Source organism: Rhizobium sp. PEPV16, assembly GCF_008919455.1.
Lineage (GTDB): Bacteria > Pseudomonadota > Alphaproteobacteria > Rhizobiales > Rhizobiaceae > Rhizobium > Rhizobium leguminosarum_Q.
Map to the genome: position 1 here is coordinate 26,809 of NZ_VSZV01000337.1, position 23,427 is coordinate 50,235.

The 23,427-nt window shown below is 60.3% G+C and carries 25 protein-coding genes; 12 read left to right on the forward strand and 13 right to left on the reverse strand.

The features are described 5' to 3' along the window. Nucleotides 1-28: 28 nt before the first annotated feature. Entirely contained in the window at nucleotides 29-820 is a 792-nt protein-coding gene (locus tag FY112_RS25045) for an SDR family oxidoreductase (protein WP_151519515.1), read from the reverse strand. Then, nucleotides 817-1,575 (reverse strand): FCD domain-containing protein, encoded by a 759-nt coding sequence (locus FY112_RS25050; protein ID WP_017961848.1) that lies wholly within the window; start codon nucleotides 1,573-1,575, stop codon nucleotides 817-819. The genes FY112_RS25045 and FY112_RS25050 overlap by 4 nt, the downstream gene beginning before the upstream one ends. A 159-nt stretch (nucleotides 1,576-1,734) precedes the next feature. Here FY112_RS25050 and FY112_RS25055 point away from each other — a divergent pair, with 159 nt between their 5' ends. The 3 genes from FY112_RS25055 to FY112_RS25065 are packed head-to-tail and all read left to right on the forward strand — an operon-like array spanning nucleotide 1,735 to nucleotide 4,140. Beyond that, the gene (locus FY112_RS25055) at nucleotides 1,735-2,880 is read left to right on the forward strand and encodes a mandelate racemase/muconate lactonizing enzyme family protein (RefSeq protein ID WP_151519516.1); all 1,146 of its coding nucleotides are present in this window, start codon (nucleotides 1,735-1,737) and stop codon (nucleotides 2,878-2,880) included. Nucleotides 2,881-2,938: 58 nt separating this feature from the next. After that, nucleotides 2,939-3,805: a DUF6772 family protein gene (locus tag FY112_RS25060; RefSeq protein ID WP_151519517.1), complete on the forward strand. Its 867-nt coding sequence runs from the start codon at nucleotides 2,939-2,941 to the stop codon at nucleotides 3,803-3,805. Beyond that, the gene (locus FY112_RS25065) at nucleotides 3,805-4,140 is read left to right on the forward strand and encodes a hypothetical protein (RefSeq protein WP_151519518.1); all 336 of its coding nucleotides are present in this window, start codon (nucleotides 3,805-3,807) and stop codon (nucleotides 4,138-4,140) included. The genes FY112_RS25060 and FY112_RS25065 overlap by 1 nt, the downstream gene beginning before the upstream one ends. Before the next feature lie 44 nt (nucleotides 4,141-4,184). Here FY112_RS25065 and FY112_RS25070 read toward each other — a convergent pair whose 3' ends face one another. From FY112_RS25070 to FY112_RS25115, 11 genes are all read right to left on the reverse strand, one after another. Beyond that, complete coding sequence (locus FY112_RS25070; protein WP_151519519.1) at nucleotides 4,185-5,579, reverse strand: FAD-dependent oxidoreductase; 1,395 nt, start codon at nucleotides 5,577-5,579, stop codon at nucleotides 4,185-4,187. A gap of 20 nt (nucleotides 5,580-5,599) precedes the next feature. Next, entirely contained in the window at nucleotides 5,600-6,403 is an 804-nt protein-coding gene (locus FY112_RS25075; RefSeq protein WP_151519520.1) for an SDR family oxidoreductase, read from the reverse strand. A 316-nt stretch (nucleotides 6,404-6,719) separates the two neighbouring features. Then, on the reverse strand, nucleotides 6,720-7,277 hold the full coding sequence (locus tag FY112_RS25080) for a cytochrome c (RefSeq protein WP_151519521.1): 558 nt from the start codon (nucleotides 7,275-7,277) through the stop codon (nucleotides 6,720-6,722). Nucleotides 7,278-7,402: 125 nt separating this feature from the next. Beyond that, nucleotides 7,403-7,543: a hypothetical protein gene (locus FY112_RS37995; protein WP_246700737.1), complete on the reverse strand. Its 141-nt coding sequence runs from the start codon at nucleotides 7,541-7,543 to the stop codon at nucleotides 7,403-7,405. Nucleotides 7,544-7,554: 11 nt separating this feature from the next. Then, nucleotides 7,555-7,710 carry a methyltransferase gene (locus FY112_RS38000; RefSeq protein WP_246700738.1) on the reverse strand — a complete coding sequence of 52 codons (156 nt, stop codon included), beginning with the start codon at nucleotides 7,708-7,710 and terminating at the stop codon, nucleotides 7,555-7,557. A gap of 134 nt (nucleotides 7,711-7,844) precedes the next feature. After that, nucleotides 7,845-8,594 carry a ribonuclease activity regulator RraA gene (locus tag FY112_RS25090; protein WP_151519522.1) on the reverse strand — a complete coding sequence of 250 codons (750 nt, stop codon included), beginning with the start codon at nucleotides 8,592-8,594 and terminating at the stop codon, nucleotides 7,845-7,847. Between the two features lie 21 nt (nucleotides 8,595-8,615). Next, a complete protein-coding gene (locus FY112_RS25095) occupies nucleotides 8,616-9,779 on the reverse strand; it encodes a mandelate racemase/muconate lactonizing enzyme family protein (protein ID WP_151519523.1) in 1,164 nt (387 codons plus the stop codon). A 33-nt stretch (nucleotides 9,780-9,812) separates the two neighbouring features. Next, complete coding sequence (locus FY112_RS25100; protein WP_151519524.1) at nucleotides 9,813-10,910, reverse strand: ABC transporter ATP-binding protein; 1,098 nt, start codon at nucleotides 10,908-10,910, stop codon at nucleotides 9,813-9,815. Between the two features lie 10 nt (nucleotides 10,911-10,920). Further along, entirely contained in the window at nucleotides 10,921-11,808 is an 888-nt protein-coding gene (locus tag FY112_RS25105) for a carbohydrate ABC transporter permease (protein WP_077979186.1), read from the reverse strand. Then, nucleotides 11,805-12,764, reverse strand: coding sequence for a sugar ABC transporter permease (locus FY112_RS25110; RefSeq protein WP_151519525.1), 960 nt, complete (start codon nucleotides 12,762-12,764; stop codon nucleotides 11,805-11,807). Before FY112_RS25110 ends, FY112_RS25105 begins: the two co-directional genes overlap by 4 nt. Nucleotides 12,765-12,838: 74 nt before the next feature. Then, nucleotides 12,839-14,317, reverse strand: coding sequence for a sugar ABC transporter substrate-binding protein (locus tag FY112_RS25115; protein ID WP_151519526.1), 1,479 nt, complete (start codon nucleotides 14,315-14,317; stop codon nucleotides 12,839-12,841). Nucleotides 14,318-14,523: 206 nt separating this feature from the next. Here FY112_RS25115 and FY112_RS25120 point away from each other — a divergent pair, with 206 nt between their 5' ends. The 9 genes from FY112_RS25120 (at nucleotide 14,524) to FY112_RS25160 (ending at nucleotide 23,427) form a co-directional block, all read left to right on the forward strand. Next, nucleotides 14,524-15,234 carry a GntR family transcriptional regulator gene (locus tag FY112_RS25120; RefSeq protein ID WP_151519527.1) on the forward strand — a complete coding sequence of 237 codons (711 nt, stop codon included), beginning with the start codon at nucleotides 14,524-14,526 and terminating at the stop codon, nucleotides 15,232-15,234. A 32-nt stretch (nucleotides 15,235-15,266) separates the two neighbouring features. Further along, the gene (locus FY112_RS25125) at nucleotides 15,267-16,454 is read left to right on the forward strand and encodes a mandelate racemase/muconate lactonizing enzyme family protein (RefSeq protein ID WP_348642749.1); all 1,188 of its coding nucleotides are present in this window, start codon (nucleotides 15,267-15,269) and stop codon (nucleotides 16,452-16,454) included. 60 nt (nucleotides 16,455-16,514) lie between these two features. Next, nucleotides 16,515-17,876: a mandelate racemase/muconate lactonizing enzyme family protein gene (locus FY112_RS25130; protein WP_151519529.1), complete on the forward strand. Its 1,362-nt coding sequence runs from the start codon at nucleotides 16,515-16,517 to the stop codon at nucleotides 17,874-17,876. A 17-nt stretch (nucleotides 17,877-17,893) separates the two neighbouring features. Then, entirely contained in the window at nucleotides 17,894-19,093 is a 1,200-nt protein-coding gene (locus FY112_RS25135; protein ID WP_017961870.1) for a mandelate racemase/muconate lactonizing enzyme family protein, read from the forward strand. 741 nt (nucleotides 19,094-19,834) lie between these two features. Further along, complete coding sequence (locus tag FY112_RS25140) at nucleotides 19,835-20,122, forward strand: DUF2282 domain-containing protein (RefSeq protein WP_017961871.1); 288 nt, start codon at nucleotides 19,835-19,837, stop codon at nucleotides 20,120-20,122. Nucleotides 20,123-20,186: 64 nt separating this feature from the next. Next, nucleotides 20,187-21,068, forward strand: a complete 882-nt coding sequence (locus FY112_RS25145; protein WP_094087526.1) for a DUF692 domain-containing protein — start codon at nucleotides 20,187-20,189, stop codon at nucleotides 21,066-21,068. Beyond that, complete coding sequence (locus FY112_RS25150) at nucleotides 21,065-21,847, forward strand: putative DNA-binding domain-containing protein (protein WP_094087525.1); 783 nt, start codon at nucleotides 21,065-21,067, stop codon at nucleotides 21,845-21,847. Before FY112_RS25145 ends, FY112_RS25150 begins: the two co-directional genes overlap by 4 nt. Continuing rightward, the gene (locus FY112_RS25155) at nucleotides 21,844-22,368 is read left to right on the forward strand and encodes a DoxX family protein (RefSeq protein ID WP_131645196.1); all 525 of its coding nucleotides are present in this window, start codon (nucleotides 21,844-21,846) and stop codon (nucleotides 22,366-22,368) included. The genes FY112_RS25150 and FY112_RS25155 overlap by 4 nt, the downstream gene beginning before the upstream one ends. Before the next feature lie 480 nt (nucleotides 22,369-22,848). After that, on the forward strand, nucleotides 22,849-23,427 hold the full coding sequence (locus FY112_RS25160; RefSeq protein ID WP_151519530.1) for a TetR/AcrR family transcriptional regulator: 579 nt from the start codon (nucleotides 22,849-22,851) through the stop codon (nucleotides 23,425-23,427).

Consider the following 23,427-nt stretch of genomic DNA (forward strand, 5'->3'; position numbering starts at 1 on the left):
TGATCTCGAAAACCTTGCCTCAAGCCGCTCACCCGGCAGCGTGCGGAAGGCTCCCGGGCGCGTCTCCGATCGACCATCCTCCGTCGACCGGGATATTTGCACCCGTAATGTAGCTGGCAGCATCGCTGCACAAAAAAACAAACGCCCCAACCAGGTCCTGCGGCTGGCCCGGCCTGCCCACAGGGATCTTGGCGGCTACCGCTTTGCGGAACGCCGGGTCGCCGTAGCGCGCGGCATTGGCCTCGATCTCGATCGCACCCGGCGAAACCACATTCAGCGTGACGCCGCGATGGCCGATATCGCGCGCAATCGACCTGATCGCAGTCAACTGCGCCGCCTTGAGCGACGCATAAACAAGCGTTTCCGCCCGCGGTCGCACCGCCATGATACTGCCTGTGGCGACGACCCTGCCCCAGCCCCGCTCGGCCATCGGCGGAACCAGCTTTGCCGTCAGCGTCAGCAGCGCCGAGAAATTCGATGCCACATGGGCGTTGACATGCGCCTCATTCAATTCCTGCCAGGGCCGTCGATGTTCGATGGCGGCATTGGCAATGAGGATATCGATCGGGCCGCATGTCCCGAGCACTTCATCGGCAAAAGCCTGCGTCGCACGCCCGTCGGTGAAGTCTGCTTCCAGTACCGGCGCTGTGCCGCCGGTCACCCGGGCCACCTCGCTCGCGCCCGTCTCATTACCGAAATGATGCAGGATCAGTTCCGCTCCATGCTCCGCAAGGCCAAGCGCAACAGCCCGGCCGATGCCGGAACTGGCACCGGTCACCAGCGCGCGCCGGCCTTTCAGTGAGAAGCGCGCGGCGCTCATCGCTCGGCATCTTTCAGCTTGTCGGCCACCTCGAGCGAGGCAATGTCGGCAGCTTCGAAATGCTGCCTGATTTTTTGCTCGGCGAGATCGGCATCACCAACTGCAATTGCGTCGTAAATCGCCTGATGCCGGTCAATCGTTGCTCGCCAGTCAGCGTCGCTGCGATTGGCGCGACGTGAAAACAATTCCGACACCTCGCGCTGCACGGAACGCATGCTCTCCATGTGCACGCGGATCATGTAATTACCCGTCGTCACGGCAAGGCCGAGGTGAAACAGGATGTCGGCGGCGGTAAAGCCGGAAGGCTCCTTCACGGAAGCGAGCATGCCTGCCAAGCCCTGCCGCATGATCTCCAGACCTTCCGGATCGCGACGTTCGGCGGCGAGCCGGGCAATTCCCGTCTCGACGACACGGCGCATTTCATTGGCTTCGCGCAGCCGCTTGAGACTGGAGCGGACCGCGTAGCCGTAGATTTTGTCCATCGAGTCGCCGCTCAGGGCCTTGGCGCGGGCAACCTTGCCTTGTTGGGTGAAGATCAGCCCGGCTGCCGTCAACTGACGAAGCGCCTCGCGGGCGATCGGCTTCGAGACGCCGAATTCCCTGGCGATCTCCCCTTCGGGCGGCAACGGCTCGCCAGGCGAGATTCGTCCATCAAAGAGTGCGGCGGCAATCGCATCGGACACCCCATCCGCCAACCGCGAAGGGTTCGGCGGCTTGGCGGTGAAAACGGGTTTCCTTTCGGGAATTTCACTCATCTCGATCCTCATATTCACAAAGCTAACATGCAGTTTCCAACTTAGCAACTAGGTTTATCAGTTGCCAAGTCGCGAACATCTCGCTAGGAATAACAGACACGCCCCAAAGCAGCGAGCAAACCCGGAGCAACAAGCAAAACATTGGGAACGAAAGAGCCGATGGATTCCGTGCAACGTTCGACCGGACAGGCGATCCTCATTTCAGATGTCGTCGCTCATCCGCTCAGCCAGATGCTGCCCAAACCGACCGTCACGTCCTGGGGCACCTATCACGAGGTCTCGATGGTTCTCGTCGAAGTGCGCACCGATGCCGGCATTGTCGGCGTCGGTGAGGTTCTGGCCCGGTTTTCGCCCAAGGCCTATGCGGAACTGATCGAAACCTCTTTAAAGCCACGGCTGATCGGACAGGACGCACGCAACATCGGCGCGCTCTGGCAATCCATGCGGCGCTCGCTGTCAGGCCGCGCCGGCGGCATGCTGATCGAGGCGATCGCAGGCGTCGACATCGCGCTGTGGGACATCATGGGCAAGGCCGCGGGCATGCCGATCGCCAAGCTGCTTGGTGGCATCGGCCGGGAAACGATCGAAGTCTATGCCGCCGCCGTAAACTGGGTCGACGATGCTGAGGCGGATCGGGAACTGGAGCGTTATATCGGCGAGGGATTTCCGCGCATCAAAGTCAAGATGGCCAATCCCGTCAAGGAAGCCTGCCGGCGCATCGAACGGCTGCGCAAACGCGCCGGCGACGATATCGAACTCTGTGTGGACGCCAACTGGGCCTATGATCTGGACCAGGCGATCGAAGTCGGCAGGGCACTTTCGGCCAACGGCTACTTCTGGTTCGAGGAGCCGCTGGCGCCGGAAAACGAGCAAGGCTACGAAGAACTTCGCAAACGCTGCGACGTGCCGCTCGCAGCCGGAGAGAGCAACTTTACCGCCGATCAGGCGCAGCGTCTCGTCGCCAACCGCACCCTTTCAATCCTGCAGCCGGATGTCGCCCGTGCCGGCGGCATATCCGAAACACGGCGCATGGCAGACTATGCCGCCCTGCACGATGTGGGCTACGCCCCGCATATCGGCATGTCCGGCATTATCTGCGAGACGGCCAGCGCGCATCTGGCGGCCGCCCTTCCGAATTTCCGGATGATGGAATGCGAATGCGATCTTAGCCCCTTCAAGCGCGACCTGGCCGATCTGGCGCCCGGATGCCTGCGCCAGAAGAACGGCAGGCTCGACGTGCCGACACGGCCGGGTCTCGGCATCGAAATCGATTGGGACGCCGTCAGCCGGCTCCGCATGCAGTGAGGTCAACGCCATAATGACGACATCAGCCCCCTCTTCCACAGCCGACATAATGGAAGCCATGAGGCTCGCCATGCTTCGCGCAGATCCGGCGCTTAGCCGTTTCGATCCTCTGCCGCGCATCCTGTCCTTTGACGATTTTTCGCGCGGGCATTGCGGCTGGTCACAGTTGGTCGGCAATTACGAGGACAGCCTCGACGTCATGCTGCCGGGCTTTGCCCAGCACTCGAGCGCCATGCTCTCAACTCTCGGGCATTGGGATGCAGGATCCCACGGCGGCATGGATTCGTCCTACGCGCTGAAGATCGCCACAAAGGCAAAACCGGGTGCCCAGAACGTTGCAATCAAGCGCCATACCTTCCGCAAGCGCGGGCCGATCCGCTTCGAGATTTTCTTCACCTTCAAGCCGGAGGCGACGGAACTGAAACTATCGGAAACCGACGTGCGATCGATCGGCTTCCTGTTCGACCTGCAATGCGGCGATCGCGACGGAGACGGCGAGCGGGTTATGCCGCATCTGCGCTTTCTCAATGCACTCGACGGCAAGCACTTGCAGAAATGGCAATACAAACGTGAGACCACGTCCTTCACAGCCATCGGCCGGGAAGACAAGACCGTAAGCCACTATCACCTGGCGCCCGAAGGCTGGCTGGACCTGCCGGATGGTGAACAACGGCTCTGCTACAACGAGATCCCGACGAAGGTGAACTGGAGCTATATGCGCTTCGATTTCGACCTCGCCTCCATGAAGGCGACCTGCTTGCAGTGCAACGACCGGAATTTCGACGTATCCGGCTTCGAGTCGATCCGGATTCCGGCGATGAAAAACCTCTGGTGCATGCTGAACTTCTGCCTGTTCGCCGAGACGGATGTCGCAAAACGTGCCTTTCTCTACGTCGATTCCATCTGCATTTCAGGGGATTTTTGATGCTTCCCGAAAACATCACGGCGGTGATAACCCGCAATGAGCGCTGGAGCGGTGACGCCGCGAGCGAACCCTATGAGGCCGGCTGGGCGCATGAAGCCGTGTTCTTTATTCGGGCGTTGAAGCCTCCCGTCGGCACTGTACCCAAGGGCTGGGTGGAGATCTCGCCTGACGGCATGCACTGGGTTCGCGAAGGAACGGAATTCGCCATGCCGGGCGAACAGGACGGCATTGCCGTGGCCCGGCTCAACGCCTTCGGCAATTGGCTGCGCGTTGCAACCCGCTTTGCCGATGGCTCCGAATGCACCGTGCTGGTGACCCTTCATCTGAAGGCCTGACTTGAGAAAACACGGATATATAGCTTCCGCGCTTTCTCCTTCCGTCAGCCAAGATAGGCGCCCTGGGCCAGAAGTTCCCTGCGCAAATCCGCGTAGTCGACATGCCGGGGGCTTGCCCTGTTGCCGACCGAAAGTGCTGCGGCAACACCGGCCGCCTGGCCGAGCGCAAAACAGGGCGGCATGACGCGAATGGCGCTGAGCGCCTCATGCGTCGCCGAGACCGCGCGGCCGGACACCAGCAGGCCCTCATGAACGCGCGGCAGCATGACCCGGTAGGGTATCTGGTAGATATTGGCCGCATCAAGCCCCTGGCCACCGGTCCCACCGCCCGAACCTGTGGGGTCGTGAATATCGAGCGGATAGCCGCACAACGCCACGACATCTTCGAAGGCACGGCCGGAATGCAAATCTTGCAGCGTCAGTTCGTAGGCGCCATCGATCCGTCGGGTTTCCCGCACGCCGATCTGGGTTGCCGTGTCCCGCAGCTCCACCTGCTCGAAGCCGGGCAGGTTGTTCCGGAAGAAATCGAGCAGCGCCACGGTCTGCTCCCGGCCTTCGACCTCGGCAAGCGAGAGTTCAAGGGCGTCAGTCCCATTGCGGCGCAAGACGCGGCCGGTATTGATGCGCCAGACGCCCGGTTCCATGGTTTTGTAAAGGCCGATGCCGCGGCGAGGCGCGGGAAAGCGGCCCTCGGCCGTCGCCTTGGCGACGATCGAGGCGAAAGGCCGAAAATCCTGCGGATGCGCGCGGATGTAATCCTCCACCGCCTGGTCATCGACGTTCTGCACGCGGAAGAACAGTGTCTGCGGCTGGGAAAGGCCGTCGCTTTCCCGCCCCTGACGGGTATGGACACCGGCATAATGGGCGACATCGCCATCGGCCGAGCAATCGACGACGACCTTGGCACGAACGCTCCTCAGCCCACCCTTGCCGGCGCAAACAACACCGAGCACCCGGGGATTGTCCGCGTCATGGTCATCGACGATGGCATCGACGACCATGGTGTGCAGCAACAATTCCACTCCCGCCTCGACGCACATGCGCTGCGCCGCGACCTTCGCCGCCTCAGGCTGGAAAGGGGTCACCTTGTCGTGGCCGTAGACGATGAAGCCGCAATAGGCCGAACCTGCCGGGATCGTACTCGGATGCAGCGCGCCGCCGAGCGCCATCATCCGCTGAACGAATTCTTCGTAGATGCCGCGGATCAGTTGCTGGCTGCCGTCGAGCGAATAGGAGGTCATGCAGGGGCCGACGAGGCCCGCCGTGAGGTTACCGCCGAGGAAGCCGTAGCGCTCCACAAGGCGTACCCGCACACCAAGACGTGCCGCCGCGACCGCCGCCGATAATCCCGATGGTCCGCCCCCGATGACGAGCACATCGACATCATCGAGTTCGGGAATATCAGCCGTATAGGCGTAACGGCGGGCTGTCTGCTGCATGCCTTTATCCCCTCCCCGATCTAGCGGAACATCGATCCGCCATCGACATCGAGCGCGGCACCGTAGGTAAAGCTGGCTGCGTCCGAGCACAGGAACATGATTGCCGCCGCCATGTCCTCCGGCCGTCCCATGCGCCGCATCGGCAGATTGCCGGCGATGCGGTCCTTCAGCGACTGGTCGATATGGGAGTGCATCGGGGAATCCGTCGGCCCGGGGTTCAGCGCGTTGATGCGGATCTTCTTGCCCGCAAGTTCGCGCGCCACCGACTTGACCATCGACAGGGTCCCGGCCTTCGATGCCGCATAGGCGGTATCGGCAATCAGCCCGCCGCCGCCATGCACGCCGGCATCCGAGGCGATACAGACGATGTTGCCGCCATCGGGGTTGTCGAGCATGCGTTTGACTGCGCCCTGCACGACGAAGAAGGTGCCGAGCAGATTGACATCGAGCACGCGATGCCAATGCGCCCGATCCTGCTCGAATATACGCTTGGCTGTGATGATCGCCGCACATGTCACGACGTTATCGAGACGCGCCAGATTGGCGTCACAATAATCGAAGGCCTTGTCGATGCTTTCCTGATCGCTGACATCCACCGTCACGGTGTGAACAGCCGCGCCGCCATTGCGCAGTTCCGCACCGTAGCGCTTCAGCCCCGCCTCGTCACGATCGGCCATGACGACTTCCGCGCCCTTGCTGGCGAAGGCCCTTGCCGTTTCAAGACCCATTCCGCTCGCTGCGCCCGTGATAAGGACGCTTCGGCCCGCAAAACTATCGTCGGAAAAAGTGGCATAGGTCCCAGACATCGTCGCAGCGTCCTTCATTAAGGGCAGTCCAACAACCAGTCAGCAGGCCCGCTTTCCATCGCTAGTAACGTAGCAACTATGTTATATAGTTGTAAAGCGCAATGTCGAGGCAATACGCTGTCTGGAAACAGAGTTTCGCGTGGCAAATACTCAGGACGGAGGGAGCAAGCCGTTGATCGCGCTGCTTTCAAAAAGCGCGGCAGGTGGCGAAAATGCGGGCTCGGCAAGGGCGAGGTTCTCTTCCCGAAATGAACTCCGGCGCAATCGTCCGGGGCGACTCCGCGCGAGTCGCGAGGCGGCAATGGGATGGGCGCCGCCCTGCAATGCGCCGGCCCTATTTCTCCGCCGGCGCCACGATCTTCATCACGAACGAAGTCGGCGCCTCGCCCGGCCCGAACGGTCGGGGCACCTTGTTGCTCAACGGCGGCAGGCTCTTGAGATAGGCCGCAATCGCCGCGGCGTCAGAGTCGGTGAGCTTCGCCAATGCGGGCCACGGCATGACCGGAGCGAGCATGCGTCCGTCGGGGCGCCTGCCTGTCCGGATCGCAGTGACGATATCACGCTCGCTCCAACGCCCGAGACCCGTCTCCTCATCGGGCGTGAGGTTGGGGCCGTAGAACACCCCGACATCAGGGATCTCGAAACCGACCTCGGAGCCGCCGAGGTGACGCGTCATGTCCGGCTTGCCGAGGAAATGTCCCGGCGTGTGGCAATCGGTGCAGCTCGTGATGGTCACCAGGTATTTCCCCCGTTCGACCAGCTCGCTGTCGGCCGCGCCGGCAGGCGACGATCCAATCGCCGCCGCCAGCGCTGCGAATGCTGCGGGCAACACCCGCCTGTCCGCGCGCGACGCCACGCGCGTGGCAGCAGATCCGAAGTCGTGAATGCTCATACTTCCCTCCGTCCCGTTGCTCTGGAGCATGATGCCGAAAAGTGTGCGCGGTTTTCAGACGACATCATGCTCTGATTTAGATCAGGTTTCATATTTTAGGCCGATTGGGCCCAAATCATCCTGATCTAGGGCTTGCGGCCGATCACCGCGCCGTTCGCGGCGGGTGCGTCGAACCAGACCGTCTCGATGTGCCGGAATCCGGCTTCCTCGGGCCACGCCGAATATTCGGCCGGTGTGTAGTTTCGCCCTTCCGTCTCGATCAGCATGTTGAGGCTCATCAGTGCGGCCGGCGCGGCCCGGTCTTTTCTTCATTGACGAGAAGCTCGCTAATGATCACTGCGCCGCCGCTCGGCGAAGCCTCGAAGGACCGGCGCAGCAGGGCGCGGTTCTTGGCCTCGTCCCAATCGTGCAGGATCATCGACAGGAGATGCACCTCGTGATCCCCGGGAAGTTGTTCGAAGAAGTTGCCGCCGGCGGTCTCGCACGGCGAAATTCGACTCCCTATTTTTTGCGTAGACGTCGGCGATACCTCAGAAGGTTCGCGGCCCGCCGAGGGTAATCAATAGGCTAACTTCGGTTCTCCAAGCGGTTTGTTTTGCGCCACTCTTCGTATTCTCCGCGGGCATCGTCATGCAGCGGATAGTAGCGCTGCAACGACCCGCCCTCCATAAGCTTCACTCGCGAGAACTCCTCCCAATCGTGATGCTTTTGCGACTCTTCGATTACCTTCGCGGCCATTGCGACTGGAAGCACCACCACCCCGTCATCGTCGGCGACGATGATGTCGCCGGGGATTACCGTGACACCGCCGCAGGCAATCGGAACGTTGACCGCATTCGGATAGATGCTGGTCTGCACATGGTAGTTGGGAGTCCAGCCACGTAGCCATAGGGGCAGATCCAGCTTCTCGACATTGGGCCGATCGCGCATGCACCCATCGATCACGATGCCAGCGCCGCCTCTGCCTTTGAAATAGGTCGACATCATATCGCCGAAGACGCCTGAGCTCATATCGCCGCGCGCGTCGACCACGACCACATCGCCCTCCTGCGCGTGATAGAGCACGTGCCGGTGCAACTGCGTCTCCGGATCGGCATATTCTCCCTCGGTGAAGAGGTCCGGCCGCTGCGGCATGAACTGGAGCGTCAGCGCCGGCCCGACGATCGACTTCCCGCGGTTCTGCGGCACGGGACCGACCATGTGCGGGTTGCGGAAGCCCATGTGGCCAAGCGTGCCGGAAACCGTCGCGGCGCCGATTTCCTTCAGTGCGTCGATCAGCTCTTTGGTCGGTCGCGTTATGTCGGGTGCATGCGTCATTTTAGGCTCCGGTGGATGAAACTACCAGTTGGTGACAGAACCGTCGCGGCGCTTCAGGTGCGGCGCTTCCCAGAACCGAAAGCTCTCCGCCTTGACCGCCTCTTCGTTGACCTCGACGCCGAGCCCCGGCAGATCGCCGACCGGATAGTCTGGGCCGTCGAGCCGTGGTTGCACGGGGAAGAAGTCGGAATTATCGAAGCCCAGCTTTGCTTCGGGAGCCCTGGTCTCGAGCCAAGCGAAATTCGGCACCGCGGCGGCGAGATGGATGGTCGCGGCCGTGCAGACCGGGCCGAGGGGATTGTGGGGCATCAGGTCCACATAGTGCGCCTCGCTCCAACCAGCGACCTTCATCGCTTCGGTGAGCCCGCCGACATTGCACACATCGACCCGGTTGAACTGATGGATGCCACGCTCGATGTAGGGCAGGAATTGCCACTTGCTGGCAAATTCCTCGCCGATGGCGAACGGGATGTCGGTCATCGTGCGCAGGGATTCGTAGGCCTCGGGTGTCTCGTCCCGTATCGGCTCCTCGAGGAAATCAATCACGCCACGGCCGAGCTTGTTACAGAAGCTCGCCGCCTCTGCCACCGATAGCCGATGATGATAGTCGATGCCGAGGACGACCTCGTCGCCCAGCGCCTCGCGCGCCTTGTTCAGCATCGTTGCAGTCGCGCCGATCGACTCCCGCGGCTCAAAGATGTCCTTGTTGTTTTGCCCGACGGGAAAGAAGCGGATCGCCTGCCACCCTTGTTCGCGTAGTTCGCGGGCTCGTTCGATGGCAACATCGCCCTCGGCCTCGTCACCCGTCGAGGCGAAGGTAGGAACGCGGTCGCGCTGCTTGCCGCCCAGCAGTTCGTAGGCCGGCACCCCCAGCGCCTTGCCCTTGATGTCGTGAAGGGCGATGTCGATGGCGGAAATCGCCGCCTGCAGAACGCGCCCGCCTTCGAAGTATTGGCTGCGATAAACTTCTTGCCAGATCCGACCAATCTGCATCGGATCGCGGCCGATGAGAAACTCGCGATAGTGCTCGATCGCGCCGGCCACGGCCTTTTCGCGACCGCTCAAGCCGCTCTCGCCCCAGCCGGAGATGCCACTGTCGGTCTCGACCTTGACCAGCATCTGGTTGCGCGTTCCCACCCATACCGGATAGGTCTTGATTGCCGTGATTTTAAGCTTCGTAGTCATTCACGCCCTCGTTTCGCACGCATCGGCCCTGTCTCAATGGGCCTTGAGGGCCATTTCTGTTTCGCCGTCGAACAGATGCATCCGCTCCTGATCGAACTCGAGCCAAATCTGTTCGTCGGGCGCGACGGCAATGGTCGGCGGCACGCTGACATTGACGATGGCGCCGGAAAGAAACGCCTGAACGAAGGTGACGTCTCCGGTCGGCTCGACCGTGTAGGCCTTGGCCGGAATGCTGCCTGGCACCGCACTCTTGTGCAGCTTGATCGTCGAGTGACGTGCGCCGAGCACGACTTTCTTGGTTGTTGCCCTTGAGACCTTCTGAGCGTTTTCTGGCGAGAGCTCGAGGCGCCAGCCCTCCGCGCTGGTCAACACAGTGTTGCCGCTTGCCGTTGACGCCTCCAGCGGAACAAGGCTCATCGCCGGGCTGCCGACGAAGCTGGCGACGAACATGTTCACCGGATGGGCAAAGACCTGCGCCGGTGAATCGTATTGCTGCAGGTAGCCGCCGTTCATCACCGCCATCCTGTCGGCCATGGTTACCGCTTCGAGCTGGTCGTGCGTCACATAGATGATCGTCGCCTTGAGGTCCTGGTGGAAACGCTTGATTTCCGACCGCATTTGCACGCGCAGCTTTGCATCGAGGTTGGACAGTGGTTCATCCATCAGGAATACCGCCGGGTCGCGAACGAGGGCACGGCCGAGCGCCACGCGCTGCTGTTGACCGCCCGAAAGTTCGCGCGGCTTGCGCTCGAGCAGCTGCGTCATGTCGAGCACGCGCGCTGCTTCCTTGACCTTCCTGTCGATCTCGTCCCTTGGCAGTTTGCGCATCTGCAGCGGGAAAGCCAGATTTTTATAGACAGATTTTTGCGGATAGAGCGCGTAGTTCTGGAACACCATTGCGATGTCGCGGTCCTTGGGGTCGAGGTCGTTGACTACCCGGTCGCCGATGACGATGTCGCCAGAGGTGATGGGGATGAGCCCCGCCACAAGATTGAGCGTGGTTGTCTTGCCGCAGCCTGAAGGGCCGACGAGCGCAACAAATTCGCCGTCGTTGACCGTCAGCGAAACATCGTTGACAGCTTTGAAGCTGCCATAGGTCTTGACAAGATCTTTGAGGACCACGTGGGCCACCGGCAACTCCCTAGTGCTTGACTGCGCCCTCTGTGAGGGCGCGTACGAAGTATCGTTGCAGGACGAGGAACAGGACCACGACGGGCACGCTCATCATAAAGCTGGCCGCCATAAGGCCGGGAAAGTCCGTCGTATTTTCTGAGAAGAAGCGTTGGATGCCGACCGGCAGTGTCAGCTGCTCGTTCTTGGAGAGGAACGTATAGGCGTAGATGTACTCGTTCCACGCGCCGATGAAGGAATAGATCGCCGTGGCGATGATTCCTGGCGCCGAGAGCGGCATCACGATCAGGACAAAGGCCTGGAACCGCGTTGCCCCATCGATGCGCGCCGCCTGCTCGAGTTGCACCGGGATGTTGTCGTAGAAGCCCTTGAGGAGCCAGATTGCCAGCGGCAGGCCGAATGTGAGGTAAGTGAGGATGAGCGAGCTATGCGTGTTCACCAGCCCGATCGCGCGCATCAGGATGAAGAGCGGCACGAGAAAGATCACCGCCGGGAACATGTTGCGAAGCAAGACGGCGAAGAACAGAAAGTTCCGGCCTGGGAAGGTGAAGCGCGAAAACGCGTAGGCCGCAGGAACCGCCACGATCACCGAAAGGATGGTCGTGGCAGTGGAGACGAAAAGGCTGTTCCAGAAGAAACGAAGGAAGTCCTGGCCGACGCTGTTTTGCGGATCGAGCAGCTTCTGGTAGCTGGCAAGAGTGGGTTGGTCCGGCCACCATTGCGGCGGGAATTGCATGGCCGCGAAGCCGGACTTGATCGAGGTGATCAGCATCCAGATCATCGGTAATGCGGTGTAAAGCAGCATGAACACAAGGAAGATGCGTCCGCCCCACCGCCATCCATCGACGCGCATACGGCGACGCGCCTGGCCTTGAGCAGTCTCGACAATCGTGCTCATTCGCTCCCGTCTTTCTGGTCGTTGCCGCTCAGCGCACGAACGTAGAAGTAGCCGAGCGACATCAGGATCAGGAACAGCAGCACCGAATAGGCCGATGCCACCCCCCAGCGCTGGCGGCCGAAGGCGAGTTCGTAAATGTGAGTGATCCAGATATGCGATGCATTCGACGGGCCGCCGCCGGTCATGATCCAGGGGATGATGAAAGAATTGAAGTTGGCCACTGCCAGCAGAAGGATCGTCACCGTCGAGACGTTTCTCAAATGCGGAAAGGTGACGTGCCAGAACCGCTGCCATGCATTGGCTCCGTCGACTTTTGCGGCGCGCAGCAATTGGTCGGGAACCGTTTGCAGGCCAGCCATCATCATGATCATGGCGAACGGAAATTCTCGCCAGATATTCACGACGATCAGCGAGGGCAACACCGTACTGACGCTGTCGATGAAATTCGGCGGCCGGTCGCTCAATCCCAGGCCAACCAGCACTGAGCCAATGATCCCAAAGTCCGAATGGTAGATCCATTTCCAGATATAGGACGCGGCAACCGCGCTGATGACCCAGGGAATGATCAGGATGGCGCGCAGGATGGCGCGGCCGGCGAAGTCACGATGAAGTGCGAGGGCGCAAGCGAACCCCAGGACAAATGCGATGAAAGTCGATCCCGCTGTCCAGATAAGAGTGTTCGAGGTAACCGTCCAGAACACCGGACTTTTGAGGATGGATGTGTAGTTGTCGAGACCAACGAAAATCTTGTCCCGAAGCTGCAGACCAGGCGGTGTATTGAAGAACGACAGCTCGATCGTGTAATAGATGGGGTAGGCTATGACGATGAGCATCACGGCGATCGCAGGAAGCACGTACGCGTAGTCAGCGCGATGCTCCCAGACCTTTCGCAGCACTCTGGACCTATCAGGTCGCAGTCGTCGGGGAACCTCGGCCTTCCCAGTCAAGATCGTCACCGTGCAGAGCCCTCATCCTTGGGAACGAAACCGGCTGCGACCGATGTGCAGCCGGTCAGATCGTCGGACTTGGACTAGAGCCCACCGTCCATCAGGTCTTTGACCTTCTTGGCCGCATCGTCTGCAGCCTGGTCGACGGTCATGGCCCCAGTCAGAGCATTCTGGAGCATGTCCGGGACGATGATGTTCATGATCTCGGGGGACTGTGGCAGTGCCGGGAACGGGATGCCGTAAGGCAGCATCGAGGTCGTGACATCAAGGAACTTGATACTATCAAGGCGTTCCTTCATCCATTTTGTCTTGAATCCGTTGAGGTTTCCCGGGTTCGAGCCGGCATAAGCCATCTTCAGTGACCATTCGGGGCTTGTCCACATGCAGATGATGGCTTTTGCCGCCGGCTCGTCTACCTTGCCGCCTTCGACGTATTCGGGCTTCAGGATGTGAATGTTGGAGCCGCCAAACACGACGGCACGCTTGCCGTCGGGGCCAGTCGGAATCAGGCCATAACGCATGTTGTCGATCACGGTCTGCGCCTTGTCCTTGTCGGTGGCCGTCGCCTTTTTCTGCAGGTCGAGCATGACGTTGTAGTCGGACGGGTGCGAGATCATCATGCCGAGCTGGCCAGCGAGAAAGAGGGGCTGGTTGTCGGCCTGCTGGTTGGTGAGCGCCGAAACCGGAACCGACTTGTCGCGAACATACATATCGTAGGAGGCTTGCAATGCCGCTTTGCTCTGCGGGCTATCGAGCTCGACCTTCTTATAGGTCGGGTCGGCGGCGGCCTCGTCGAAGACGCCGCCGCCATAGGCCCACAGCTGCGGCATGAAGCGGTACGGTGTATTGCCGGCATTCTTGCGAGCGACGAGCCCGTAACCGGCAATGCCGAGCTTGTCGTGGATCTGCTTGGAATACTTGACGACGTCGTCCCATGTTGCCGGAGCCTTGTCCGGATCGAGGCCTGCACGCTTGAAGATGTCGGCGTTCCAGATGAACGCCATCGTCTCGTTGTTGGTTGGAATGCCGTAGGTGACATCCTCCCAGGTTACAGCCTTCATGGCGCCGGGCCAGAAATCCTCGGTCGAATACCCTACATCCTCAGGTTTGAGCGGCTCCAGATAGCCTTTTGAGGCGAACTCGGTGCCGCCCAGGATTTGCAGGCGGACCGCCATGGGCGCTGCATTGCCCAAGAGCGCGGTCCGGAACTTGTCCAAGAGGTCGTTATAGGTGAGGGCTTGTTCCTCAAGCTGGATGTTTGGATAGGTTTTGCGGAAGGTCTCGAAGAACTCCTTGTAATACTGGCGCAGGAGGTCGGGGTCGCCCTCGAACACGCCCTGATACCAGAAAGTCAGCCGTCCCTTGTAGTCGAGAGGGGTGACCTTGCCGCAATCAGCTGCCGTGTCAAAATTCTGTGTGCCGGCAATGGAGCGCACATATTGCGGCGACCACTTGCTCAAGTCGACCGGCGCCCCCAGCGCAGACGCAGACATCAACGATACCATCAAAGCAGTGCAGACAGTGTCGCGCAGGACGGCACCGCCGAGTGAAATCCTCGTCATAGGGTATCCTCCAGGTTCTCCCATGCCGCTCTGCGTCGAGGCGAGCGGTCTTTGTTCCCGGCCGCGGGACTCTCCACCCAATGTATCCCTTTGGCCTAATCATACGTTTTCAGATTGTAGATTGGCTGTCAATTGAATAAATCGTACATTGTTTACAGAAGGCTGGCGTGATATCCGAGCAATGTGTGTATTGATTGGGGACCGTCTTGGCCGAAACAAGCGATTTTAAAGCAAAGCCACCCGAAGGGATCGACGCTATCGGGGCCTCCAGCGAGGGCGCCTCGCTTTATCAACTGATCAGGGACGACATCATCGAAGGGCGGCTCGCTGCCAACGAGCGGCTTGTGGTCACCGATCTCGCCCGGCGCCACGGCACCTCAACCAACCCCGTGCGCGAGGCTCTGCAACTGTTGCGTGGGGAGGGCTTTGTCACCCTTGTTCCCAATCGCGGAGCGCGCGTCCGGCCCATAGATCAGGATTTTGTCCGGGACATCTACGAGATAGGAGTCTTGATCGAGCCGGCCCTAACGCGATGGTTCGTGAATATGGCCACCATCGAGGACATTGCTGAACTCGAACGCATCCAAGGCCTCATTGAAGAGAACAACTTCGCTGACACGTTCAGGCACAGCGAGCTGGACACCGCCTTTCACACCGTAATGTACCAAAAGCACTACAACCGCCATGCCGCCGAGCTTTGGTGGAAGCATCGCGAAGTGCTTCGGGCCGTGAGCCGGCGTTTCAACTTCACGCTCGCCCGACGTGCCGCGATCCTGAGCGAGCATCGCGAGCTCATCGTGCATGTAAAAGCGGGAAATGCGAACGAGGCAGCCGAGCTCATTGCACGCCATGTCGAGGGCTCCGGCCGGCACATCCTCGAACACATGCGTGCGCGTAACGCCGCTCGGGCAGGATAGAATACATAACCTGGAATATCGTTATCCCGACCATTTCAGTAAAGGCAGTTGAGATGAAAATCACCAGCGTTCGGCCGTGGCTCATCAAGTCCGATGCTTCTTATTGGGGAGAGTTTCTGTTCGTCGAAGTAACGACCGATGAGGGGGTGAGCGGCTGGGGAGAGATCACCACCACGACGAGGCTCGCCAATCGCGCCCTCTGCACGATCCTGAGGCAGATCGGTGCCGCTGTGACAGGCGAGGACCCGGCGCGTATCGAGTATCTGTGGCACAAGATATTCCGCAGCTTCACCTACATGGGCAGTCGCGGCGCCGCGGTCGAATGCGTGAGCGCCATTGACATAGCCCTCTGGGACATCCAAGGCAAAGTCTTGGGTAAGCCGATTTACGAGTTGTTGGGCGGGCCGGTACGCGATGAAATCGCGCTCTACACCCACCCCAACCAGGCTAAATTTGCCAGCAATGAGGCTGTTGTCCGCGAAATTCGAGACATCGTCGAGTCTGGCCACACTGCGCTCAAGTTCGATCCTTTTCCGCAACAAGGCCGCACCGCCGGCGGACAGCCTCGCGAACAGCGCGACGGCTACCTCGACGGCAGCATGACCCGTAAGGATGAGCGCGAAGCCGCCGAACTCACGGCTCTGATCCGCGAAACGGCGGGCTCTGATGTCGACATCCTCATCGATGCGCATGGCCGGTTCGACGTTCCCACCGCCATTCGCCTTTGTCGGAGCCTCGAGGAAGCCGGTCAGATCGACTGGTTCGAGGAGCCCTGCCCACCGGAGAGCCTCAATGCGCTTAGACAGGTCCGTGAGAAGGTCAGCGCCGCTATCTCGTGGGGCGAGCGCGGCCATACGAAATGGGATTTCGTGGCGGTGCTCGAGAACAGACTAGCTGATTACATTATGCCTGATGTCACATGGACCGGCGGCATTACCGAACTCAAGAAGATTTCTGCCCTATGCGAAGCCTACTACATCCCCGTCTCGCCACATGACGCCGCAGGCCCAATCAACGTGGTTGCGGGAGCGCAGGTGATGATGACCGTTCCCAATTTCTACAAACTCGAAACGTCGGAGTGGAACTTGGGCAAATACGATCACCTCATCGACAGCCCACTCGATGTTTCGAACGGCAGCCTCAAGCTTACGCCCAAGCCTGGTCTCGGCGTTGAAATGAACCGCGACTACCTTCAAAGCCACGAGATAGAGCTGGATTAGCGCCCTACGCCGTCCCAGCGTGTGCGGCGGCGAGCCCCCCGACTAAAACGAGGATGAATCATGCTAGAGGCAGATGGAGCCGATGAGGCGCTCGATCGTGTGAACACGCATTCCAGGCCGTCCGACCTTCGCATCACCGACATGCGGGTAGCCGAAATTATCGGCGCGCCGTTCACCTCGGTGCTGCTTAAGATTTACACCAACCAGGGCATTGTCGGGCTCGGCGAGGTGCGCGACGGTGCCAGCGCCACCTACGCGCTGATGTTGAAGAGCCGGTTGCTTGGCGAGAACCCTTGTGACATCGACCGCCTGTTTCGCCGGATCAAGCAATTCGGCGGGCACGGCCGCCAAGGCGGCGGCGTATCGGCGGTCGAAATCGCGTTGTGGGATCTCGCCGGCAAAGCCTATGGCGTCCCCATCTACCAGATGCTCGGGGGCCGGTTTCGGGACAAAGTGCGCGTCTATTGCGACACCGATGCCACCGTGCCCAGCGGCACCGAGACCGGCAGGCGCCTCAAGCAGCGCATGGAGCTCGGCTTCACCTTCCTCAAGATGGATCTGGGGCTGATGCAGATCGCGGATGTGCCAGGGGCGGTCGTGTCTCCTGCCGGCTCACTTGAAGGCTACCGCAACCACCCCGGCCGCGGTCCGCTGAAGACCATTGAAGAGCGGCGCGTCCGCAACGCTGCATACGATTTGCATAACGTCCCACACCCGTTTACCGGGCTCCACTTTTCCGATAAGGGCCTCGACTTCCTTGAGCAATACATTGCCGAGGTTCGTGAGGTCATCGGCATGGATGTGCCGCTCGCAATCGACCATATCGGCCATATCTCGATGCAGAACGGCATTCGCCTTGCCAGGCGAATTGAAAAATACGTGCCAGCCTGGATCGAGGATGTGATCCCGTGGCAGTATACCGATCAATACCGACAGCTGCAGGACGCCACCACAGTGCCCATCTGCACTGGCGAGGACATATACCTCAAGGAAGGCTTCGAGCCTCTGCTCAAGAGCGGCGGCGTCTCCGTTATCCACCCGGACCTGCTCACCAGCGGGGGCATCCTCGAGACCAAGAAGATCGGCGACATGGCGCAGGACCATGGTGTCGCCATGGCCATCCACATGGCAGAAAGTCCAATCGCCGCAATGGCCGCGGCACATATCGCGACCGCGACTGAAAACTTCATGGCGCTCGAATACCATTCCGCCGATGTCGACTGGTGGGACGATATCGTCACGGGTCTTCCCAAGCCGCTGGTGAAGGACGGCTTCATCACTGTTTCGGACAAGCCGGGCCTGGGGATTGACGACGTCGTCGACGAGGTGATCTCGGAGCATCTGCAGCCGGGTATCACCAGCATCTGGCTGCCTACGGATCACTGGGACGATGAGTATTCCTGGGATCGCACCTGGAGCTGAGGCGAAAAGGAACGAAGATGAAGATCACCGATCTCCGCTGCGCCGTCATCGGCAGACATCCGATCGTCCGCATCGTCACGGACGAGGGCCTCTATGGCTTGGGCGAAGTCGAATTCACCAAGACCTACCTCAAGCCCTGGGTGCTGCATTTCCGCGAGGCGCTGATCGGCGAGGACCCGACCGACGTCGAAAGAGTAATGTTGAAGATCCGTCAACGCGGCTCTTTCAAGCCGTACGGCGCGGCGGTCAGCGCAATCGAGCATGCGCTGTGGGACATTGCTGGCAAGGCCGCGGGCGTGCCCGCTTATAAGCTGCTCGGCGGCAAGGTGCGGGACAAGGTGCGCGTCTACAATGGTTCGATTCGCCAGAAACGTGCGGGCGACCGGCCGGAGGATTACGCCGCCGACGTCAAATGGATGATGGAGCAGCCGCAGAACTTCTTCATGGTCAAGCAAGGAATCTCGTTCCACTCCAACATGAAGGACACCGTCGAGGGCTTTCACTACGGCGTGACGCAGAAGAAGGCCGGCTATCACGGTGCCATGGATCAGGGCATGATCAGCGAGCGCGGTTTCAATCACATGCTCGACTGCGTGATCGCGATGAAAGAAGTGCTGGGCGACAAAGTCAGCCTGGCGCTCGACTGCGGCCCGGGCTGGATGCTGCCCGATGCGATCAAGTTCGCTCGCGCGGTCGAGAAGTACAATTTGATGTGGCTCGAGGACATGCTGACTGGCGACTACGTGCCGTGGGTCAATCCGCAGGCCTATCGGGAACTGACGACTTCCACCTCGACGCCAATCCACACTGGTGAGCAGATCTATCTGCGGCACAATTTCAAGGAATTGATCGAGACGCAGGCGGTACGCGTCATCGGCCCCGATCCAGCCGATGTTGGCGGCATTGCCGAGCTCAAATGGGTCGCCGAGCACGCCTACATGCACTCGATCCTGATGGCACCGCACGGCACCGCTAACGGCCTGCTGGGCCTCGGCGCATTGATCAATGTCTGCGCCACGTTGCCGGCAAATTACATCGCCTTCGAATATCCGACCGCCTCCGACCCCTGGTGGGAGGACTTGGTAATCGGCTTGCCGCCGCAGATCGTGAAGGACAGCATGGTGGACCTATTGGAAGCGCCAGGGCTGGGCCTCGATATCGACGCCGAGGCGGCCAGGAGATATCTCAGGGAAGAGGATGCGGGCTTCTTCGACTGAACCTCTCTCCACTCTATATCGTCGGCGATCGCAGCCTCTGGGAAACCCTGCCTTACTTCAAGGAGACAGCGAGTGCCTTGGATACAATACAGGCAGCAGAATTCCTGGCCCGGAGTGAATTGAACTGAAGGATCCGGATTACTGTATCCTGGATGCCTGCCTCGACCCACTTTTGGCAACGCAAAAAACCCGCACGAGGCGGGCTTTTGAGTATGTGTATCTTGGAATTTGGTTGCGGGGGCCTGATGGCACGGAGACTTGCAATATCGTCTGTGAGCAAGTTCACTCTTAAAGAGGTGCTGCATCGCATGATGCTCTACGCCGGGATGGGCGACCACAAAACCGGCCCTCCTTGATATACATTCCTGGCGTAGCAGCGCTTTGCTATCGGCGACGATGCGGCGGGAAAATGTCCGGTAATCCAGATCCATATGCTGCTGTTCCACGGTGCTTCGCCGAAAGCGGTCTCAACGAATGACGCGAAGGGAAGGCCAAGGCGCTCTGGCGCGATGCCCGTCCCCCTCGACGTGTTATGGACTAAACTCTCTTTCCTTTGCTGTCCGCTATGACGCGCAGAGCTGGTTTGGACCGGCGAAACTTCCCTCACCCGGTTGCGAGCCCGTAAGCCGCCAGCGCTCACGAACTTGTGTTCGCGGCAAAGCGTAACGTCGGGGCTCTTACCATCGAATAGGTGGTTACGCAGCCGATCACCGGCCTGCGGACTTCAAGAGGAGATCATCCATGAACCGTTCCACGCTCACCCTCGCCCTCGCCGGCTCGCTCGCATCGGCAATCGCATCCGTTTCCTTCGCCGCACCGCTGGCGCCGGAAAAGATGGTCGGCAACGAGAAATGCTATGGCATCGCACTGAAGGGTCAGAACGATTGCGCCGCCGGCCCCGGCACCACCTGCGCAGGCACCTCGACGGTCGACTATCAGGGAAATGCCTGGAAGGCCGTCCCCGCCGGCACCTGCACCTCGATGAATGTCAATGGCCATAAAGGCATGCTGGAGCCCATGAAGGGTTGACCCCGACCCGGAGGCCCGGTTTGGCCGGGCCTCCGACTTATCCGTCGATACAGGGAGAACAGCAATGACCACTTCCGCAAGCCGCGCCACTGCCTTGCCGCCACGCGCCGGCCTCAGCCTCAAGCCGGAGCATTACGAAACCATTCTCGCCAATAGGCCGGATGTCGGCTTTTTCGAGATTCATGCCGAAAACTACATGGGTGCTGGCGGGCCGCCGCACCGCTATCTCGAGGCCGTCGCCGATCTCTATCCGCTCTCGCTCCATGGCGTAGGCCTGTCGATCGGTGCAGCGCGCGACCTCGACAGAGAACATCTGAAGCGGCTTCGCGGCCTCATCGACCGTTACCGGCCACAGAGCTTTTCGGAACATCTGGCCTGGTCGACCCACGAGACCGGATTCCTCAACGACCTCCTGCCGTTGCCCTATACGCCCGAAACCTTGGCTCGGGTCGTCGACCATGTCGATGAGACCCAACAATGGCTCGGCCGGCAAATGTTGCTCGAAAACCCCTCGACCTACCTGTTGTTTTCCGAGAGCACCATAGACGAAGTGGATTTCCTGGCCGAAATCGTAAGCCGAACCGAATGCGGGCTGCTGCTCGATGTCAACAATGTCATGGTTTCGGCTGTAAACCACCATCTCGATCCGGTCGCCTATATCAACCGTTTCCCGATCGAACTGGTTGGTGAAATCCACCTAGCCGGCTATGACGAAACCGTCGACAGCGTGGGTGACCGGCTGCTGATCGACGCCCATGGCAGCACCGTCAGAACCGATGTTGTGGAGCTCTACCGACACACGTTGTCCCGGAGAGCCCCCCTGCCGACATTGATCGAGTGGGACAACGACGTCCCGGATTTTGCCACCCTTCACGCCGAAGCAGTTCGCGCCGATGCCATGCTGGCCGCCGCGGTCCTGGATCGCGGCGCCACCCGGGCGGCATGACCATGGGTCTCACCGAAAGCCAGGATGCCTTCGCGGCCGCCCTGCTGCATCCGGATTGGCCGCCTCCGCAAGGCATCACTACCGCCCGCGGCGTGACCGATTCATCGCGCTTCGCCGTCTACCGCAACAATGTCTATGTCGGGCTGACGACGGCACTCGGACAGCGCTTTCCGGTGACGAAGCGGCTCGTCGGCTCCGACTTCTTCGCCGGCATGGCCCGTGCTTATGCCGCAGATCATAAGCCGGCCTCACCGCTGATCATGCACTATGGCGATGATTTCCCGGATTTCGTCGCAGTGTTTCCGCCCGCGGCTTCTCTCCCTTACCTTCCCGATATCGCCCGGATCGAGGCTGCCTGGACGCGGGCCTATCATGCGGCGGATAGCCTACCGCTCGACGTCACCGCACTTGCCAGCGTGGCGCCAGAACGAATTTCCGACATGGCGCTCGTTCCGCATCCCTCGGCCCGGCTCGTGCGGTCGGACTTTCCGGCCGGCGCCATCTGGAGCGCCCACCAGAGCGAGACCGTGGCAACGGTAGCCGAGTGGCATCCCGAAGCGGTGCTGGTCGTGCGGCCGGCAATGCACGTCGAGGTACATGTCCTACCTCCACGGGACGCGGCGTTTGCGGCCTCCCTCCTTGAGGGGGCGACCCTCGGCGAGGCGGCGCAGACGGCATTCGCCGCCGCGCCCGATTTCGATTTCGGATCGGCTTTGATCGGTCTGATCGGCCTTGGCGTATTCAGCGCCTTTGAACCTGTTGAAGGAGAACTTCCATGACCATCGAACGTGCTTCCTCCCGCGGTCTCGGCGTAGCACTCGTCTCGCTTCACCATCGCGCCGAACACCTGCTCGCATTAATTCCACAGTCACTGCCGTTGCTGGCGCTGCGCATCGGCCTGGCAATCCCGTTCTTCAAATCGGGGCTGACGAAGTGGGACGGCTTCCTGACCCTCTCGACCGGCGCCAGATTTCTGTTCGAACAGGAATTCAAGCTGCACATCTTCGGCAGCCAATTCTCCTACCCTATGCCGTTGGCGATGGCGGCCGCGGCCGGGATTGCCGAACTTGCCCTGCCCGTCCTGCTGGTCCTGGGCCTTTTCACCCGCTATGCGGCTCTTGGCCTGCTCGCGATGACGGCAGTGATCCAGCTCACTATTCCGGACGGCTGGGCCAACTTCCATCTTCCATGGGCCGCCATGGCGCTGACCCTTGTGGTGTACGGCGGCGGCAGGATCGCACTTGATCCCTTGGTCAAACTTCGCAGCGAATGGCCAACTCGGCCCATCTCGAACAGTTGAATACTCATTGAAGCCTGAAGAACCGCTTCAGAAATAAATTGTCATCCAGTCCTCACAATTCCAGCGACGGTCGAAGCCTGGTAGAGCGGGTAACGGAACCGGCCGGGGACACCGGCATAACATGCCCGCGGGCAGACAAGCGCAGCCGCAGATAATCGTCCGCGTCTAGAGCATGATGCCGAAAAGTGTGAGCGGTTTTCGGACGACATCATGCTCTAACTATATAATGTAGAACAGGATTCAGATTTTAGGCCGACCCGGCCTAAAATCATCCTGTTCTAGCCACCACAATCTTCAACGTGCTGCTCCCAAGGGGAGCGTCAATCGGCTAAGCTGTTCAACAGCTATACTCTCGCAACTATGGATTCCGCTCCAAAAAAATCTTGATCTTTGTAGGTCAAATGTCCTAAATGGCTCTGGGTCAATCGTCCTAAAAAAGTGAGGGCGCTTTCGGCAAAGCGCATTCAAAGGAGCCGGAATTTGGTCACCACGACTACGCGACAGCAGATTGTTGAAGCAGCCGACAAGCTCTTCTACGAGCGAGGTTTCGAGGCGACGTCCTTCGCAGACATCGCGGCGGTCGTGGGGCTTTCGCGTGGAAACTTCTACTATCACTTCAAGACCAAGGACGAGCTTCTCGAAGCCGTGATCGCCCATCGCCTTTCAAAGACAAGGGCGATGCTCGATGCGTGGGAGGTTGAGGGGAAAACGCCGACCGACCGCATCAGCAGCTTCATCAACATCCTCATCATGAACCAGGCAAAGATCATGGCCCATGGCTGCCCCGTCGGAACGCTATGCAATGAACTCGCCAAGCTCGATCATGTTGCCAAGAACAGAGCGGCTGAACTGTTCACTTTGTTCCGCGACTGGCTGTCGCGCCAGTTTAGAGCCATCGGCCACGACACCGGCGCCGATGAACTCGCCATGCACATTCTCATGCGCAGCCAAGGTGTGGCCGCGCTCGCGACCGCGTTTCGCGATGAGGCGTTCGTGCACCGTGAGGTTGAAGACATGTGCCAATGGCTGGCAGCGCAGCGCACGTCATCACCCAAGTAG